The organism is Streptomyces sp. NPDC058663, from assembly GCF_042716745.1.
In the GTDB taxonomy this organism is placed as follows: domain Bacteria; phylum Actinomycetota; class Actinomycetes; order Streptomycetales; family Streptomycetaceae; genus Streptomyces.
On record NZ_JBHXRV010000029.1, the window covers coordinates 1 to 15936 of the forward strand.

The 15936-nt window shown below is 70.9% G+C and carries 14 protein-coding genes; 8 read left to right on the forward strand and 6 right to left on the reverse strand.

Annotated elements, in window-relative coordinates; translation table 11 throughout:
* Nucleotides 1-92 precede the first annotated feature (92 nt).
* Both ACFWVV_RS21535 and ACFWVV_RS21540 read right to left on the reverse strand, forming a co-directional pair.
* Nucleotides 93-608 carry a DUF5709 domain-containing protein gene (locus ACFWVV_RS21535; protein ID WP_384353979.1) on the reverse strand — a complete coding sequence of 172 codons (516 nt, stop codon included), beginning with the start codon at nt 606-608 and terminating at the stop codon, nt 93-95.
* The gene (locus tag ACFWVV_RS21540; RefSeq protein WP_384353981.1) at nt 605-1162 is read right to left on the reverse strand and encodes a type 1 glutamine amidotransferase domain-containing protein; all 558 of its coding nucleotides are present in this window, start codon (nt 1160-1162) and stop codon (nt 605-607) included. Before ACFWVV_RS21540 ends, ACFWVV_RS21535 begins: the two co-directional genes overlap by 4 nt.
* Before the next feature lie 379 nt (nt 1163-1541).
* Between ACFWVV_RS21540 and ACFWVV_RS21545 the strand changes: the two genes are divergently transcribed.
* Entirely contained in the window at nt 1542-2141 is a 600-nt protein-coding gene (locus ACFWVV_RS21545) for a flavodoxin family protein (protein WP_384353983.1), read from the forward strand.
* Nucleotides 2142-2303: 162 nt separating this feature from the next.
* On the opposite strand, the gene ACFWVV_RS21550 is transcribed toward ACFWVV_RS21545, so the two are convergent.
* Together ACFWVV_RS21550 and ACFWVV_RS21555 are read right to left on the reverse strand one after the other, a co-directional pair.
* Nucleotides 2304-2753 (reverse strand): SRPBCC family protein, encoded by a 450-nt coding sequence (locus tag ACFWVV_RS21550; RefSeq protein WP_384353985.1) that lies wholly within the window; start codon nt 2751-2753, stop codon nt 2304-2306.
* A gap of 174 nt (nt 2754-2927) precedes the next feature.
* The gene (locus ACFWVV_RS21555; RefSeq protein ID WP_384353987.1) at nt 2928-3818 is read right to left on the reverse strand and encodes a MurR/RpiR family transcriptional regulator; all 891 of its coding nucleotides are present in this window, start codon (nt 3816-3818) and stop codon (nt 2928-2930) included.
* A 141-nt stretch (nt 3819-3959) separates the two neighbouring features.
* Here ACFWVV_RS21555 and ACFWVV_RS21560 point away from each other — a divergent pair, with 141 nt between their 5' ends.
* The 6 genes from ACFWVV_RS21560 to ACFWVV_RS21585 are packed head-to-tail and all read left to right on the forward strand — an operon-like array spanning nt 3960 to nt 10592.
* A complete protein-coding gene (locus ACFWVV_RS21560) occupies nt 3960-5279 on the forward strand; it encodes a C45 family autoproteolytic acyltransferase/hydolase (protein WP_384353989.1) in 1320 nt (439 codons plus the stop codon).
* Between the two features lie 13 nt (nt 5280-5292).
* Nucleotides 5293-6948, forward strand: coding sequence for an ABC transporter substrate-binding protein (locus ACFWVV_RS21565; RefSeq protein WP_384353991.1), 1656 nt, complete (start codon nt 5293-5295; stop codon nt 6946-6948).
* Nucleotides 6949-6954: 6 nt separating this feature from the next.
* Complete coding sequence (locus ACFWVV_RS21570) at nt 6955-7902, forward strand: ABC transporter permease (RefSeq protein WP_384353993.1); 948 nt, start codon at nt 6955-6957, stop codon at nt 7900-7902.
* On the forward strand, nt 7899-8747 hold the full coding sequence (locus ACFWVV_RS21575; RefSeq protein ID WP_384353995.1) for an ABC transporter permease: 849 nt from the start codon (nt 7899-7901) through the stop codon (nt 8745-8747). The genes ACFWVV_RS21570 and ACFWVV_RS21575 overlap by 4 nt, the downstream gene beginning before the upstream one ends.
* Nucleotides 8748-8751: 4 nt before the next feature.
* Entirely contained in the window at nt 8752-9762 is a 1011-nt protein-coding gene (locus tag ACFWVV_RS21580; RefSeq protein ID WP_384353997.1) for an ABC transporter ATP-binding protein, read from the forward strand.
* On the forward strand, nt 9759-10592 hold the full coding sequence (locus tag ACFWVV_RS21585; protein WP_384353999.1) for an ABC transporter ATP-binding protein: 834 nt from the start codon (nt 9759-9761) through the stop codon (nt 10590-10592). The genes ACFWVV_RS21580 and ACFWVV_RS21585 overlap by 4 nt, the downstream gene beginning before the upstream one ends.
* Before the next feature lie 113 nt (nt 10593-10705).
* On the opposite strand, the gene ACFWVV_RS21590 is transcribed toward ACFWVV_RS21585, so the two are convergent.
* A complete protein-coding gene (locus ACFWVV_RS21590) occupies nt 10706-14032 on the reverse strand; it encodes a GDSL-type esterase/lipase family protein (protein ID WP_384354001.1) in 3327 nt (1108 codons plus the stop codon).
* Nucleotides 14033-14747: 715 nt separating this feature from the next.
* On the opposite strand from ACFWVV_RS21590, the gene ACFWVV_RS21595 reads away from it, so the two are divergent.
* Nucleotides 14748-15047 (forward strand): hypothetical protein, encoded by a 300-nt coding sequence (locus tag ACFWVV_RS21595; protein WP_384354003.1) that lies wholly within the window; start codon nt 14748-14750, stop codon nt 15045-15047.
* A 244-nt stretch (nt 15048-15291) separates the two neighbouring features.
* Here ACFWVV_RS21595 and ACFWVV_RS21600 read toward each other — a convergent pair whose 3' ends face one another.
* A complete protein-coding gene (locus ACFWVV_RS21600; RefSeq protein ID WP_384354005.1) occupies nt 15292-15795 on the reverse strand; it encodes a DUF6924 domain-containing protein in 504 nt (167 codons plus the stop codon).
* Nucleotides 15796-15936: the final 141 nt, after the last annotated feature.

Below are 15936 nucleotides of genomic sequence, written 5' to 3' on the forward strand. Positions count from 1 at the left end.
GCCCGGCCCTGTCCAGGGCCGGGCCCCGGAACCGTCTCGGCGGGAGCCCCGGGATCCCGGGGCTTCAGGATTCCGGGACTCCGTGGGGATGGTCAGCGCTCCTGGCCGTCTTCGGCAGGGGCGTCCGCCGGCGGCAGGTCCGCGTCCTCGACCACGTGGACCGCCGCCTCCTCGGCCGCCGCTGCCCCTCCGTCGATGCCCGCGTCGGACGCGACGAGATCCTTGGTCACGTCCTGGCGGGCCCCTTCGTCCGGGGCCACCAGCCGCCCCGCCCGGTCGGCCCCCGCCTCCGGGTCGAGAGGTTCGCCCGTACCGCCGGGCAGGTCGCCGATACCGTCGGGGTCCTCGTCAGCGGGGCGCTCCCCCACGTCGGGGAGCTCCTGGCTCAGCCGCTCGTCGAGGGACTCGCCCTCCTGCTGCTCCGCCGCCGTGGTGCCTGATTGGGTCACGCCGAGGGGCTTCTCCGGGGGTGAGTACCCCTCGTCGAGCATGTCGTCGTAACTCCGCTCGTCGACGGCGTCCTGCAGGTCCAGCGGAGCCGCGTCCGCCTGTTCCTCGTTGCCGCCGTCCGGCTGGTAGACGTCGTCCGCCCTTCCCGTGTCGCTCATGCGTCGCGCTCCCCCTCGTCCTTCTTGCCGAATTCGCCGACCAGCGCCTCGCAGAACGCCTTGAGGTCGTCCGGCTTGCGGCTGGTGATCAGGGTGTTGGGGCCGCCGGTGCAGATCTTGACCTGCTCGTCCACCCAGGTGCCCCCGGCGTTGCGGATGTCCGTGCGCAGGCTGGGCCACGAGGTGAGCGTGCGGCCGCGCAGGACGTCGGCCTCGATCAGGGACCACGGTGCGTGGCAGATCGCGGCGACCGGCTTGCCCGCGTCGAAGAAGGCCTTCACGAGGGCGACGGCCTTCTCGTCCATCCGCAGCGCGTCCGGGTTGGCGACACCGCCCGGCAGTACGAGGCCGTCGAAGTCCTCCACCGACGCCTCGCCCACGACCTGGTCCACCGGAAAGGTGTCGGCCTTGTCGAGGTGGTGGAAGGCCTGCACCTGGCCTGACTCGGTGGAAACGAGAACAGGGGTACCACCGGCAGCGCCCACGGCCGCCCAGGGTTCGGTCAGCTCGACCTGCTCGATGCCTTCGGGGGCCACGAGGAATGCGACACGCATAGGAACTCCTTGTCGGTTCTCACCGGACCGAGGTGTCCGGTCTCACCGGACGCAGACGTCCGGCTCCGGGCTGCACGATCCTGTTCAGCAGTGAATGACGGGCATACGCAGTGCTGCCCACCCTCCTCACGTAACCGATTCGCACGAAAAGATGCATATTGCGAGGTTCTGCGCACAAAAATGAGTGGCCCGCCGATTGCCCCGCGTTCCCCCCGTACCCCGTCAGCCACACCTCACCAGGAGCTGAGGAAGGGCCGCGCCCCGGGAGCGGCGGGCCTCCGGACAGGGCAAACTCGCCTGCACGGGTACCAGGAGACGCGTCCGGCAACCGGCTCCGGCGCCGCCACCCGAGCCCCTCAGAGGCCAGAAGGAGTACGACATGCGTGTGCTGTCCCTCGTCTGTACGTTGAACCCCTCCCCCGAGCCGTCCAGCAGCCAGCTCCTGGCGGAACAGGTGGGCGCGGAGTTCGAGAAGCTGGGGGCCGCGGTGGAGACCGTACGCGTGGCCGACCACGACGTACGGCCAGGTGTCGAGCTCGACATGGGTGAGGGCGACGCCTGGCCCGCCCTGCGGGAGAAGGTGATGGCCGCCGACATCCTGCTGCTCGCCACGCCCATCTGGCTCGGTCACCCCTCCAGCATCTGCCAGCGCGTGCTGGAGCGCCTGGACGCCGAGCTCTCCGAAACGGACAGCGAGGGTCGTCTGCGCACGTACGGCAAGGTCGCCGCTGTGGCGGTCGTGGGCAACGAGGACGGCGCACACAAGGTCAGCGCCGACCTCTTCCAGGGCCTCAACGACGTCGGTTTCTCCCTGGCCCCCGGCGCGGTGACGTACTGGGTGGGCGAGGCCCAGCAGGGCACCGACTATCAGGATCTCGACGGGACACCCGAAGCCGTGGCCTCCACCACCCACACCCTGGCCGTGAACACCTACCACTTGGCCCAGCAGCTGCACCGGGCCCGCTATCCGGCCTCCTGACGCCCGCCTGCCCATCCGGCACGGCCGGTTGCAGCGGGTCCGGCCGCAGCCGGTGACCCGGAGCAGGACGCAGCCCCCGCACCGTTCGTGCGGGGGCTGCGCCGGGTCTTCTGCGGGTGCGGGCGTGGCCGGATTTCATCGGGGTGCCGATGCGGCGGGAGGTCAGACCTGGCCGCGCCAGGCGCCCGTCTCGTGGCCGCGTTCCTCGATGAACGTCTTGAACCGCTTCAGGTCGCCCGTGATCTGCCGCTTGACGACGCCGAGCTTGTCACCGACGTTCTCCGCCAGGCCCTCGGGCTCGTAGTCGAGCTGCAGCATCACCTTGGTCCGCTTCTCGTCCAGCCGGTGGAAGGTGACCACACCGGCCTGCTTGACCTCACCGCCGAGCGCCTTCCACGCGACGCGCTCGTCGGGGATCTGCTCGGTGATCTCGGCGTCGAACTCCCGGCTCACGCCGCCGATCTTGGTGACCCAGTGGGTCAGTTTGTCGGTGCGCTGCTCGATGCGCTCCACACCGTCCATGAACTGGGGGAACGACTCGAACTGGGTCCACTGGTCGTAGACGGTGCGCACCGGAACGCCGACCTCGACGGACTCCTCGACCTTCGTCACGATCTCTCCACCTTCTTCGTCGTCGTCGGCCCGGGCGTGGCGCCGGACCGGATCCGGAGGGTCTTCCTCCCCTCCTCTGCGATGCCGGTGCCCGCTTCCCGCGCATTCATGAACCCCCAGGTGCACAAAAGTCCAGAGGTGCGGAAATCGGCTGAGACCGGCTTCCCGACCGGTTCAGCCGCGCCGCCTGGGGTCGAGGAGCTGTTCCCGCAGAGCCGTCAGCTGGTGCGAGGACTCCACCGCGCGGGTCTCGTCCAGCGTGGCCAGCGCCAGGATCAGCGCGTCCGCGACCAGCAGTGCGGTCAGTGACTCGGCGGTGATCCCGGTCGGGGTGTGCGGCGCGGTCAGGACGGCCTCGACGCGGTCGGCGTACTCCTCGCCCAGTTCGTCCGTCACGAGGATCACCCTGGCTCCGACGGCCCTGGCCCGTTCCATCATCACGGTCAGCTCGACCAGCCTCCGCCCGGGCTGGAAGATCACCACGGCGTCGCCCTGGCCGAGGGCGAGCAGCTGGTCCGCGAGGGCGAAGCCGGTCTCGGAGACGAAGCGGGCGCGGCGGCCGATCCTGCCGAGGGCGAGTGCGAGGTGGCGGGCCCCCGGCTCCGACGCGGCGATCGCGTAGCAGAACACCTCGTGCGCCTCGGCGAGCACCGTCACCGCACGCCTCAGCGCCTCAGGCTCGGTGAGCCGGCGGCAGTGGCCGATGCGCTCCTGCGCCTCGTCGAAGACGTCGCCCCAGATGGAGTCGAGGTCCTGGCCCACGTGGGCGATGCGCTGCTTGAGGCGTACCTCGGGCGCGACGGCCGAGGTGAAGTCGTTGGCCAGATCACGCTTGAGGGCGGGCAGGCCGGCGTAGCCGAGGCGCTGGAGCGCGCGTACGACGGTGGCGTTGCTGGTGGAGCTCGCGGCTCCCAGCTCCTGGGCGCTCGCGAAGAGGAGCTGCTCGACGGGGGCGCTGACCAGGTACTGCGCCACGGCACGCTCCGAGGCGGACAGTTCCTCCCATTGGTCGCGAATCGTGGCGCGCAGCCGCGTCACTCCGGTGTCGCTTTCTGGAATCTCCATTACAACCATTGACTTCCGTGTGACGGGCGTTACTGTCCTGGGCAGAACGTTCCAAGAGGAACGGATCCTGGAATCGACGTTACATGATCATGGTGATCCTGTGACCGCCGCTCGCGGGACCGTTCCGTCGCGAGGAGAAGAATGGCATCCCGTCCCACGGCACCCGCCCCCGCCCGGGTCCTCCCGGTCGTCGAGGTCTCCGGCAGCCCGCTCGCCCGCGGTCGTCAGTACGGCGAGGCCGTACGCCCCCAGCTGCACGCCGCGCTCCGCTACTACGAGGAGGCCTTCGGCTGCTCCGCCGGTCTGACCTGGGAGCAGGTGACCGCCCGTGCCGCCCGCTGGCTGGAGCCCGTACGCGCCTACGCACCCCACCTCGTCGAGGAGATGCAGGGCATCGCGGACGGCGCGGGGGTACGCCTGCTCGACGTCCTCGCCCTGAACGCACGCGGTGAGGTCATCTACGACAAGTCCTTCGCGCGAATGGAAGCGGACGCCGCCCCCGCGGACACCGGCCCCGCGGACACCGGCCCCGCGGACACCGGCCCCGCGGACACCGGCCCCGCGGACACCTCTTCCGGCGCCGGCCCCTCGGGCGCCGGCCCCGCGGCCGGCCGTCCCGGGGCCCCCTTCTCGCCCGCCGACGAGGAACCCGCCGAGGGCTGCACCTCCTTCGCCGCCTACGGCGAGGCCAGCGGCGACGGACACGTCTACGCCGGGCAGAACTGGGACTGGCGCGCGGGCGTCGCCGACACCGTCGTCATGATCCGCATCGTCCAGCCCCCCAAGCCCACCCTGGTCATGCAGGTCGAGGCCGGACAGGTCGGCCGCCAGGGCGCCAACTCGGCCGGGATCGCCCTCAACGCCAACGGCCTCGGCGGACGCTTCGACGACACGGTCGGCCTGCCCCAGACAGTCGTGCGCCGCAGCGTCCTGGACCAGTCCACCCTCACCGACGCCCTCGACGTCCTGTGCCGCACCCGGGCGCACATCGCCAGCAACGCCCTGCTGACCTGCCGCGAGGGCTTCGCCATCGACCTGGAGACCACCCCGGCCGGGCACGGCTGGATGTACCCGACAGACGGCCTTCTGGTGCACGGCAACCACTACCAGGCGGGAATCCCCGGCCCGCTGGCCGCCACCGGATACCGCCCGATGTCCTCCGACTCGCTCGTACGCGTACCGCGCGCCGAGCAGGGGCTCCGGGCGCTGCGCGACTCCGCGGGGCCCGACGAGTCGCGCAGAATCGTCCGCCGCGCGATGTCGGACCACCTCGGCCACCCGGAATCCCTGTGCACCCACCCCGACCCGCGCAAGCCCCTCGTCGAGCGCTGGACCACGCTCGTCTCCTCCCTGGCCGACCTGACCACCGGCGACTACCACGTGACCGCCGGCACTCCCTGCGACCGCGAGTACCAGCACCTCCCCTGGAACCTCTACGACGGCCCGTACGGCCAGAACTGACGGGAATTCAGTGATGAACCGCATCTCCCCGAGAAGAACGGCCCTGACCGCGGGCCTCGTCGTGACGTCGGTCGCGCTGGCCGCCGGTTGCAGCGGAGCGACCCAGAACGCCGCGGGCACCACGGGCCGGGCCGAGGCGGCCGCCCTGACCCTCTCCCCCACGACCCCAGCGGCCAAGGGGGAACTCGCGCACGCGAACTGGCTCCTGGAGGACGAGCCGGACTCCCTCGACCTGGACACCCAGGGCTCCAGCGCGGGCCGCGTCGTCCTCACCAACGTCTGCGAGCGGCTCTACCAGCTCCAGCCGGACATGTCGACGAAGCCCTTCCTCGCCGAGAAGGCCGAGACGCCGGACGACACCACCCTCGTCCTGACCCTGCGCTCCGGCGTCACCTTCCACGACGGCACCCCGATGACCGCCGACGACGTGCTGTGGAGCCTGAAGCGGCACGCCGACCCGGACATGGAACAGGGCGACGAGTTCGGCAACGTCGCCGCGATGAAGAAGACCGGCGACCGGCAGATCACCATTGACTTCAAGGCGCCCGACGCCATGTTCTTCAAGGCGCTCGCCGGTGACGCGGGCATCGTCTGGAACAAGGAGCAGGTCGAGAAGGCGGGCAAGGACTTCGGCACGCCGGGACAGCCCGACGCCTGCACAGGCCCGTACACGCTGGGCGAGTGGAAGTCCGGCGACTCGATCACCCTGCGCCGCCACGACGGCTACTGGGGGACGAAGCCGCTGACCAAGCAGGTCACCTTCCGCTGGGCGGGCGACAGCGCGCTCGTCAACGCCTTGACCACCGGGGCCGCCGACGGTGCGTACGCCGAGTCCCCCAACACCGCCTCCGCACTCCACGGCAAGAAGGGCATCGAGCAGCACTACGGCCCTTCCACCGCCTCGCTCGTCCTCATACCGACCGAGCGCGGCGGCCTGAAGGACCCCAAGATCCGCCGGGCCCTCTCCCTGGCGCTCGACCGCAAGGGCATCGCCGCCTCCGGTTACGGCTCGATGGTGCAGCCCTGGAGCACACCGGTCGGCTCCGGCGCCTGGGGTTACGAGAAGGACGTCTTCGCGGCGGCCCAGAAGGACATCGCCCACGCCCCCGCAAGCCCCACGGCGGACGACATCGCCGCCGCGAAGAAGCTGGTCAAGGAGGCGGGCGCGGCTCCCACCGAGCCGATCGTGATCGGCACGGACGCCAGCCAGGGCCGCAGCGTCGTCGCAGGCGCGGTCCGCGCCGCGCTCCAGCGCATCGGCCTCAAGGGGCAGATCAAGACGGTGCCGACGTCGCAGTTCGAGCAGTACTACAGCGACCCGGGCGTCCGCGGTGAGATCGACGTGCTCGTCGCCGACTGGTACATCTCCAAGGCCGACCCGATGGGCTTCTACGACAACGCGCTCTCCGGCTCCTCCAACAACTGGGTCGGCTTCAAGGACCCGGCGTACGACGCCAAGGTCAAGCAGGCGCTCGCCACCCTCGACGACGCCAAGCGGGCGAAGCTCGCCGTCGACGTCCAGAAGACGTTCACCGACGCGGCCGTGTGGATCTCCGTCGCCCAGGTGCCGTCCGTCCTGGTCCTCAACGAGAAGCTGACCGGACCGCCCGCCTCCATGGCCTACCTCTACTACCCGTGGGCCGCCGGACTCGGCGCGAAGAAGGGCTGACCACCGATGCTCGCCCGGATCTCCCGGCGGCTGGCCGGCCTGCTGGCCACCCTCCTCGCCGCCTCCTTCGTCATCTTCGCCGCCGTGTACGCGGCGCCAGGCGACCCTGCTGTCTTCCTGGCCGGGGGCCGCGACAAACTCACCCCCGAGAAGCTGGAACTCGTCAGGGCCCAGTACCACCTCGACGAACCCCTGGTCGTGCAGTACGGCCGCTGGCTCGGCGACTGTCTCCAGTTCGACCTCGGCCGGTCCTTCAAGTACAGCGACGAGGTCGCCGGGCTGTTGCTCGCGCGCTTCCCGACGACGTTCGCCCTCGTGGCGTACGCGACGGTGCTCTTCGTCGTCCTGGGCGTCGGCGCCGGGATTCTCGCCTCGGTCCGCAAAGGCACCTGGGTGGACTCGGCAGTCGTCGGCGGGACCACGCTGGCGGCGTCCGTGCCCTCGTTCGTCTCCGCCATCGCGCTGGTCGCACTGTTCGGCGTCCAGCTCGGCTGGTTCCCGGTGACCGGCAGCGGCGAGGGGTTCGCGGGCACCGTGCACCATCTGACGCTGCCCGCCGTTTCGCTGGCACTCGGCGCGCTCGCGCTGATCAGCCGGGTCACCCGCCAGTCCATGGCGGACGCGGGTGCCGCCGACCACGTGGAGGCCGCCCGTGCCTCCGGCATCCCCGAACGTGACATCGTCCGCCGGCACGTCCTGCGCAACGCACTGGGGCCGATCATCACGATGTGCGGCCTGGTCATGGCGGGCATGCTCGCCGGCACCGTCGTCGTGGAGACGGCCTTCGGGATCAGCGGCATCGGCTCGCTGCTCGTCGGCGCGATCAACACGCACGACTTCCCTGTCGCGCAGGCCGTGCTCCTGCTGATGGTCACCGGCTACATCGTCGTCACGACGCTCGTCGACCTGGTCCATCCCCTGCTCGACCCGCGTGTGAAGGAGGTTGCCGGATGAGCGCGTCGACCCTCGCCCCGGCCGGGCTCAAGTCCGCCTCGCGCAGGCCCCCGAGCGTCATCGTCGCCGGGGCGGTCCTCGCCCTCGTGGTCCTCGCCGCCGTCCTCGCACCGTTCGTCTCCCCGTACGCACCCGACGCCATCGACCTCTCGGCGTCCCTCGTCGGCACCGGCGCCGACCACCTCCTGGGCACCGACGCCTCGGGCCAGGACCTGCTCTCCCGGGTGCTGCACGGCGCGCGCACCAGCCTGATCGCGCCGATCCTGCTGCTCGCCATCGCCGCACTCCTCGGCGTCACGCTCGGCACCCTCGCCGCCTGGCGGGGCGGCTGGACGGACACCCTCGTCTCCCGGCTCACCGACGTGATGTACGCCTTCCCCGGCCTGCTGTTCACCGTCCTGATCATCGCCGTCTTCGGCGCCGGGATCACCACCTCGGTGCTCGCGCTCGGTCTCGCGTACACCCCGACGGTCGCCAAGTACACCCGTTCCCTGGCACTCGCCGAACGCCGCAAGCCCTACGTCGACGCCTACCGCGTCCAGGGCATGGGCGGCATCCGGATCTGCGCCCGCCACCTCGTGCCCAACCTGGGCCGTTCGGTCCTCGGCTACCTGGTCGTGCTGTTCGGCGAGGCCCTGATGTCGCTGGCCACGCTCTCCTACCTGGGCTTCGGCACCCAGCCGCCCAGCTCGGACTGGGGACTGATGGTCCAGGAGGGCCAGGCGGCCGTCGTGCAGGGCGCGCTGCTGCCCGCCCTGGTGCCCGGTGTCGCCATCGCCCTCGTCGTGGTGTCCTTCAACGTCGTCGGGGTCCGGGCCGCCGACCGACTCGACAGCGGGAGGTAACCGCATGCTCCTCGACATCGAGAACCTCACCCTCGAACTGCCCGGCACTGCCCGCCCGGTACTCACCGGCGTCTCCCTGCGGGTGGCGGCCGGTGAGGTGGTCGGCCTGGTCGGCGAATCCGGTTCCGGCAAGTCGACGACGGCCAGGGCGGCGTTGCGCACGCTGCCCGCGGGCACCGCCGTCTGCGGGTCGGTGCGGGTGGAGGGCACCGACGTCCTCGCCCTGGGGGGCGAGGCCCTGCGCGCCCACCGGGCCCGTACGGTCGCCATGGTCCACCAGGACCCGCGCGCCGCCCTCAACCCGGTCCGCCGCATCGGCGACTTCCTGCTGGAACGGCTCGCGGGCACGGGACTCGACAAGAAGGCCGCCCGCACCCGGGCCGTCGAACTCCTCGCCGCGGTCGGCCTGCCCGACCCCGAGCGCCGCGTCCGCCAGCGCCCGCACGAACTGTCCGGCGGCATGCTCCAGCGCGTGGTCATCGCGGGCGCGCTGGCCGCCGAACCGAGGCTGCTGCTCGCCGACGAGGCGACCAGCGCCCTGGACGTCACCACGCAGGCCGAAATTCTCGCCCTGCTGCGCACCCTGCGGGCCGAGCGCAACCTCGGCATGCTGTTCATCACGCACGACCTGCATCTGGCAGCCGCCTACTGCGACCGGGTGTACGTCATGTACGCCGGGCGCGTCGTCGAGGAGCAGACCGCCGCGACCCTCTTCGAGCGGCCCCGGCACCCCTACACACGCGGACTGCTCGCCTGCTCGCCGACGCTCGGCGAGGGCGGCCGGGAGATCCGCCCGATCCCGGGGCGCCCGCCGTCGCTGGCCGATGCCTTCGGTGGCTGCGAGTTCGCCGGCCGCTGCCCGGACGCCGAACCGCAGTGCACCACCTGGAAGCCGGAACCGGTCGCGCTGCCCGGCGGCGGCACCGCGAGCTGCCGTCGCCTGCCCGTCCTCACCACCGCGCCTACGGGGACCGGTGCGGGAGCGGGCAACACGGAGAAGGGAAACCCCCGATGACCACCACGACGCCCCGGCCCGCACCGCTGCTGACCGCGGAGGGGCTGCGGAAGACCTACCGGCTCCCCGGCGGCGGTGCCCTCACCGCGGCCGACGCCGTCTCCTTCGCGGTGCGGGGCGGCGGTTCGCTGGGAATCGTCGGCGAGTCGGGTTCCGGCAAGACGACGGTGGCCCGCATGCTCGTGGGTCTCGTACGCCCCGACGCGGGCACCGTCCGCGTCGGCGGCCGTACCCGGGCCCCACGCACCCCGCGCGGCAGGACTGCCAGGCTCGCCAGGGCCCGGGAGATCCAGATGGTCTTCCAGGACCCGTACGTCTCACTCGACCCGCGTCTCACCGCCCGCCGCTGCCTGACGACGGCCCTGCGGCTGCACGGCCGGCCGGAGAGCCTGGCGGACGGGCTGCTCGACCGGGTGGGGCTCGGCGCCCGCGAGGCACAGGCGCTGCCGCACGGCCTCTCCGGCGGACAGCGCCAGCGCCTCGCCATCGCGCGGGCGCTGGCGGTGGATCCCGAGGTGCTGGTCCTCGACGAGGCCGTGGCCGCGCTGGACGTCTCGATCCAGGCTCAGATCCTCGCGCTGCTCGGCGAGATCCGCCGGGACACCGGGGTCGCCCTGGTCTTCGTCAGCCACGATCTGGCGGTCGTCCAGCACGTCACGGACGAGGTGCTGGTGATGCGCCGCGGCACCGTGGTGGAGCAGGGGGCCACATCGGCGGTGCTGGCCGCTCCGCAACACCCGTACACCCGGCTGTTGCTGGCTTCGGTACCACGGGCGGGCTGGGACCCCGCGGACGCGGTCACGGCGAGGGCGGCGGTGCCGGGCTCCTGAGCGGTGCGGGCCCGAGGAGGCTCGGGGGCGCCGGCCCCGAAAGGCGCGCACCCGCCACCCCCGGCGCGCACACCGACGGACCCCGGAGACCGGGACCCGTCGGTGTGCCTGCGTCAGATGCGGACGCGGATCGAGGGACTGCCCGTGCCCGTGGCGATGACGCCCCGGTTGGTCCACTTCACGGAAGGCCCGGTCCCGGTGGTGTTCTCGTAACCGCTCAGGGCCCCGCTGGGAGCGAGGACGAGGTACTCGGCCCGTGCGTCGCCCGTGACGTCGGCGAAGCGGATCTGGTCCCCGGTCCAGTCGGCGGAACCAGTGGCGACGTAACCCTGGTAGACCCACTTGAGGGCGCCGCCTGCGGTGGTGGTGTTGGTGTAGCCCTGGGTGGCCCCGTTGTCGGAGACGACGAGGTAGTCGGCCTTGGCATCGCCCATGACATCGGCGAAGCGGATGTCCTCGGCGGTCCAGCCGGCGGAGCCGGTGGCTACGGTGCCCCGGTCGCTCCATTTGACCGTGCCGTCTGCGGCGGTGGTGTTGACGAAGGCACGGACGGCGCCCTGGTGGGAGACGATGAGGTAGTCGGCCTTGGCGTCTCCTGCGATGTCGGCGAAGCGGACCTGGGTGTCGTTCCAGGCGGCGGACCCCGAAGCGATGGTCCCGATGTCCCGCCAGCCGCCGCGACCGTTGCCGCCCTCGTTCACGAGGGCGCGTACGGCGCCGTTGGGGGCGAGGACGAGGTAGTCGGCGCGTGCGTCGCCGGCGACGTCGGCGAAGCGGACCCGCTCGCCGGTCCACTGCGCGGAACCGGAGGCGATCACGCCCTGGTCCGCCCACTTGACCGTGCCGTCGGCCGTGGTGGAGCTGGTCCAGGCGCGGACGGCGCCGTTGTCCTCGACGACGAGATAGTCCGAGCGGCCGTCGCCGTTGATGTCGACCCGGTAGTCACCGGCCGCGGTGGGGGTGCCGGTTCCTGGCGGGGCGGGCTTGACGGTGACGTTCTCGTCGATCCACTTGTGGCGGGCCGCGGTGATGACGCCGCCGTGGAAGGAGGCCGCCATCTTGCGGTAGCCGCGGTCGTTGGGGTGGAGGTTGTCGTCGAGGTCCGCCACGGTCAGCGTGCTCATGCTGACCTGGGTGACGCGGTAGCCGCGCTGGGCCCGGTCGGCGACGATGCCGGGGATGGCCCGGTTGTAGGCGTTCACGCGGGCCTGCACCGTGCGGTCGGTCGCCGGGACGAGGGAGGCGACCACGATCGCGGTGTTCGGGGAGGACGCGTGGATCTGGTCGATCAGCCCGGCCAGACGCTGCGGGGCGGTGCCCACCTGGTAGTCGCGGTCCATGTCGTTGGTGCCGATGTGCAGGAGGACCAGGTTGGGCTTGGCCTGCTCCATCCAGCGTTCGATGTTCGCGGAGATCTGGTCGATGCGCCAGCCGGAGTGGCCCTCGTGGCGGGTGCCGTCGGCATCCCGCATGGAGCCGACGAACTGCACGTCGGGGGCGTCCTGCACCAGCATCTGGGCCAGCGCGGGCCGGTACCCGGTCCGTCCGCCGCTGCCCACTCCCAGGGTGATGGAGTCACCCAGGGGCATGACGGCCAGCTTCTTGAGCTCGTCGTGGGGCGGCGGGTTGGGCACTGCGGGAACCGTGGGGTCCCCGGTGGGCATCAGGTCGTAGCGGGTCGAGTTGTCGTTGCCGACCGTGAGCGGGGTTCCTTCGGGGACGGGCCCCGTCGCGTTGCTGCCCACGGCCCAGCCGTAGGAGGGATTCCAGATCTGGCCGTCCAGGAACTGCCACGACATGCGCTCCTCGGCGTCGGGGCGGCTGCCGGCGGTCGGGCAGGCCTCGGTCTTGGCCATGGCGTGCCCCAGTATCGGAATGAGGCTCGAACTCAGGCACTTGCCCGACGCCACGCTCACCAGGTACATCGTGCCCGCCACAGCCGCGGACGCGCGCAGGAGCCATTTCTCGTAGGGGACGCCCGCGTGGTCGCTCAGGCGGCCTTCGACGACCCGGTCCACCGCGATGTCGTCCCGCAGGTACCGGAGGCTGTGCTCGCTGGCGAGGTACACCGGCTGGTCCACCTGCACCGGGAACCCGCCGGTGTCCAGGTGCTCCAGGTCCACCTCACTCACCGACCAGGAAGCGGAGGGTTCGGGCTCCGTGGGAACGGGAGCGCCCATCGACAGCGAGTGGTTGGTCCCCCACATGATCAGGCGCTCGCCCCGGATGTTGCGAATGAGATCACCGTCGATACGCCACAGGAACTGCTCCGGTGGATGAGTGGAGCTCGCCCTGTCCAGGTTCCCGACCACTCGGGAGTCCCCTGAGATAAGGGAGAGCCCGCTGGCCTGATTCACGAGGTGGAAGTAGTCGTGCTCGCCGGAGCGCGTGGCGAAGTTCAGCGAATAGATCTGGGACGTGGCGTTCCTGAACTGCTCGCCGCGCGGGGTGCTCAGCGCTGCCACTCCGGTGACGGCGAGGTCGGTGCTGCTGTTCACGAGGGCGACGTGCCGGGACGGCTCCGCTCCTCCCCGCGGATTGCCGAACATCACTGAGTGGTGGTCCGCGCCCGAGTTGCCCCAGGTGCCGGTGGCACGCTGCCACGCGGCCTGGGGGGCGGAGGTGATCATGTAGTCCAGGGTGTTACCGGAATTGTGGGTGGGGAGGAGGGTGCCCCGCTCGTCGACCGGTGCGATGACGGTGGCATCGAGGCCGGTGATGGTCGGGTCGTTGATCAGGGTGTTCGGCCCCCGGTTGAAGTCCCCCAGCACGGCCCAGTCCCAGTTCGGGCCGAGCGGTTCGACCTGCGCCGCTATCTCCGCGACCATGTCCTGTGCCGCATTTCCGGCAAACGCGTCAGCGTGATACGACGCGTACGCCATGAAGTTCTGGGTGTGCCCCTGCTGACCGTCCAGCAGGACAAGGGCATTTCGCCTGCTGCCGGCGGCTGCCACGTCCAGGGCCTGGTTCGCCCGGGAATCGGTGACCATCCCCAGCGGGATGTTCTGCGGGTGTGTCGTGTTCGAGGTCTGCAGCAGGTAGAGGTAACGCTCTTCCGGGAACCGGCTGCTGCCCATGTTCCACCGGTACTCGGTCACGTTGGGCGGCAGTGCGGGGAGCTGGCCGGTGCCGCCCCGGTCGGTCAACTGTGTGACGACGCCCTGCCCACGGTCCGGGGGCGCGGGGACCCACCAGCCGTTGGCGTCGTTCCTGCGCGGGACTTCCTGCAGGCCCACCACGTGGTGGTTGCCTGCCAGGGCCTCCACACGGCCCCAGACCTCGGTCTTCTGCTGCATGTTCTGGGTGGCCACCCAGGTGTTCCGCGGCTCGGGCAGGGCCGCCGCGTCGGTCGCCCCCGTCATCACCGCGACCATGCTGCTCAGCAGAGCCAGGACACAGACCCAGGTGGTCCGCCAGAACGGGCCGCCTGCCCCGGACACCGGTGCGGTCCGCCGGAAACGTCCCTCCCCCGGTCTTCGCACGCGCGCGGACCGTCCGCGGCATACGGCAGCAGTTCCTGTGGCTGGCATGGGGCATCCCCTCATCGAAAACATGAACAGCGGCACACCGGCCGTCGCATCAGGCGATGGAGCCTTCCCCGAAGAAGTCAGCCGGGTCCGCGCACGTTCGGGCCGCCCCCACGGCCGTATGCCGCCGCGAGCATAGGCACGCACCACTAACGCGCCACTAACGATCACTCCGCACGAAAGACGGGCCGGCCGGCAGGACCGGTGCCGGGCCGCTTCCGCGTGCGCGGCTCAGCAGGGCCGGTTGACGAAAGCACCCCGCGCACCGTCGGCTGTGAAGGACCCGGCACCGGTCCTGTCGCCCGGCCTCGTACGCGGAGCGCGCACCACCTTGGTCAGCTCACTCGACGGACGTGCAAAAGGCAGTAAGTGCGACCGCTCGCCCCGGGCACGGGAAGCCCGCTCCGACTGGTCCCGGGAAGGCAGTCTCGACGACGGGAATCCGGCCGGGCAAACTAAAAAAGACGGCATCGCCGGCGGCCAACCGACTGCGGACCTCGTCCCGCTCGCTCAACTCACCCCTCCGCGGGACAAGCTCCCCGTCAACGCCGGCCGCACGCAGGCCCCCACGGGCGCCGTGCCTCGCCTGCTCCCGTTACCCGTCCCCCGCCCGCCGCGTTACCTCAGCATGATCCACACACGTGTACTGCCTGCCGCCTTGCTCGCCACCGTCCTCGGCGGCATCGCCCTGGCCCCGGCCGCCTGCGCGGCCGCCCCCACCGGCGGCACCACCGCACCCGCGGACGAGACACCCGGCAGCACCACCCAGCTGCCGCCCGAACTCGACACCACGCACTCCCTGATCGAGAAGATCGCGGGAACCCACGAAGGCGACGCCTCCACCTCCCAGCAGCCGGGGAAGGACCAGTGGAACAACGCCACGGAGGAACTCCCGCACGTCATCACCCACACCACGCAGGCTTTGTAGACGCCCAGGGGGGCCGGGAGCCGCGCGGCGGCCGGGCTTGCGAACAAGCCACCGTGGCGGAGGCGGCCGTGTACACCGTGGCCACGATCGCGCACCACCCGTTGGCAGTGCGCGGCTTCTACGCCTTCCACCTGGACTCCCCACGTGGGGGTGCTCAATCCCGTGTCGGAGACCCACTCGGGCCTCCTCAGCGCTACATGGAATCTCCAGTTCAGAAGAAGGTGTTCAAGGGAGTTCCTGCCTGTCAATCGCCCTGTTGATCCACCGCTCGGAACTCCTCGTACACAGCAGTCCCCGGCCCCGCTGCATGCGCGTCAAAGTCCGACCAGTCAGATCCATGGAATTCGCGGAAGAACAAGTTGCCGATGCTGTCGTTGATTTCGACGCCGACCACATGAAGGGCCGGAACACGGAACGGCTCTTCACGCGACCCAGGAGCCTCGCTCACATGGATGTCGATGCCGAGCAAAGGCAGATCATCGGAGGCAAAGGTTTCCGCGTCTGCCAGGTAGAGGTGGTCGTACGGCAGGTCGTGGCCAGTGCCGGGGGCCGCGGCGAGCACCATCTCGGGCAGCAATCCCCGGTACTCCTCCTCGTCGAGCGGGATGACGTAGTCGATGGCCCTGTCGTAGTCGCAGACGTCCTGTGAGCCCTCCTCCACGGCGACGGGCGTTCCCAGGGCCTGCGCCAGGCGAGTCCAGCCGGCGCCGTCAGCGAAATCGGTCCGGAGAACGGGTGCGGCGTCCATGCGGGGCAGGCATAGTGGTCGTCGGTCGTGAGGCATGGTGCGAACCCTAGTTCCGGCCACTGACAGAGCGCGGCAGACGAGCCCTGCGCCGGTTCCCTGCCCATCCCCCAGGCCCCCCTTCGCTCTCCCCGGTGCATTCCC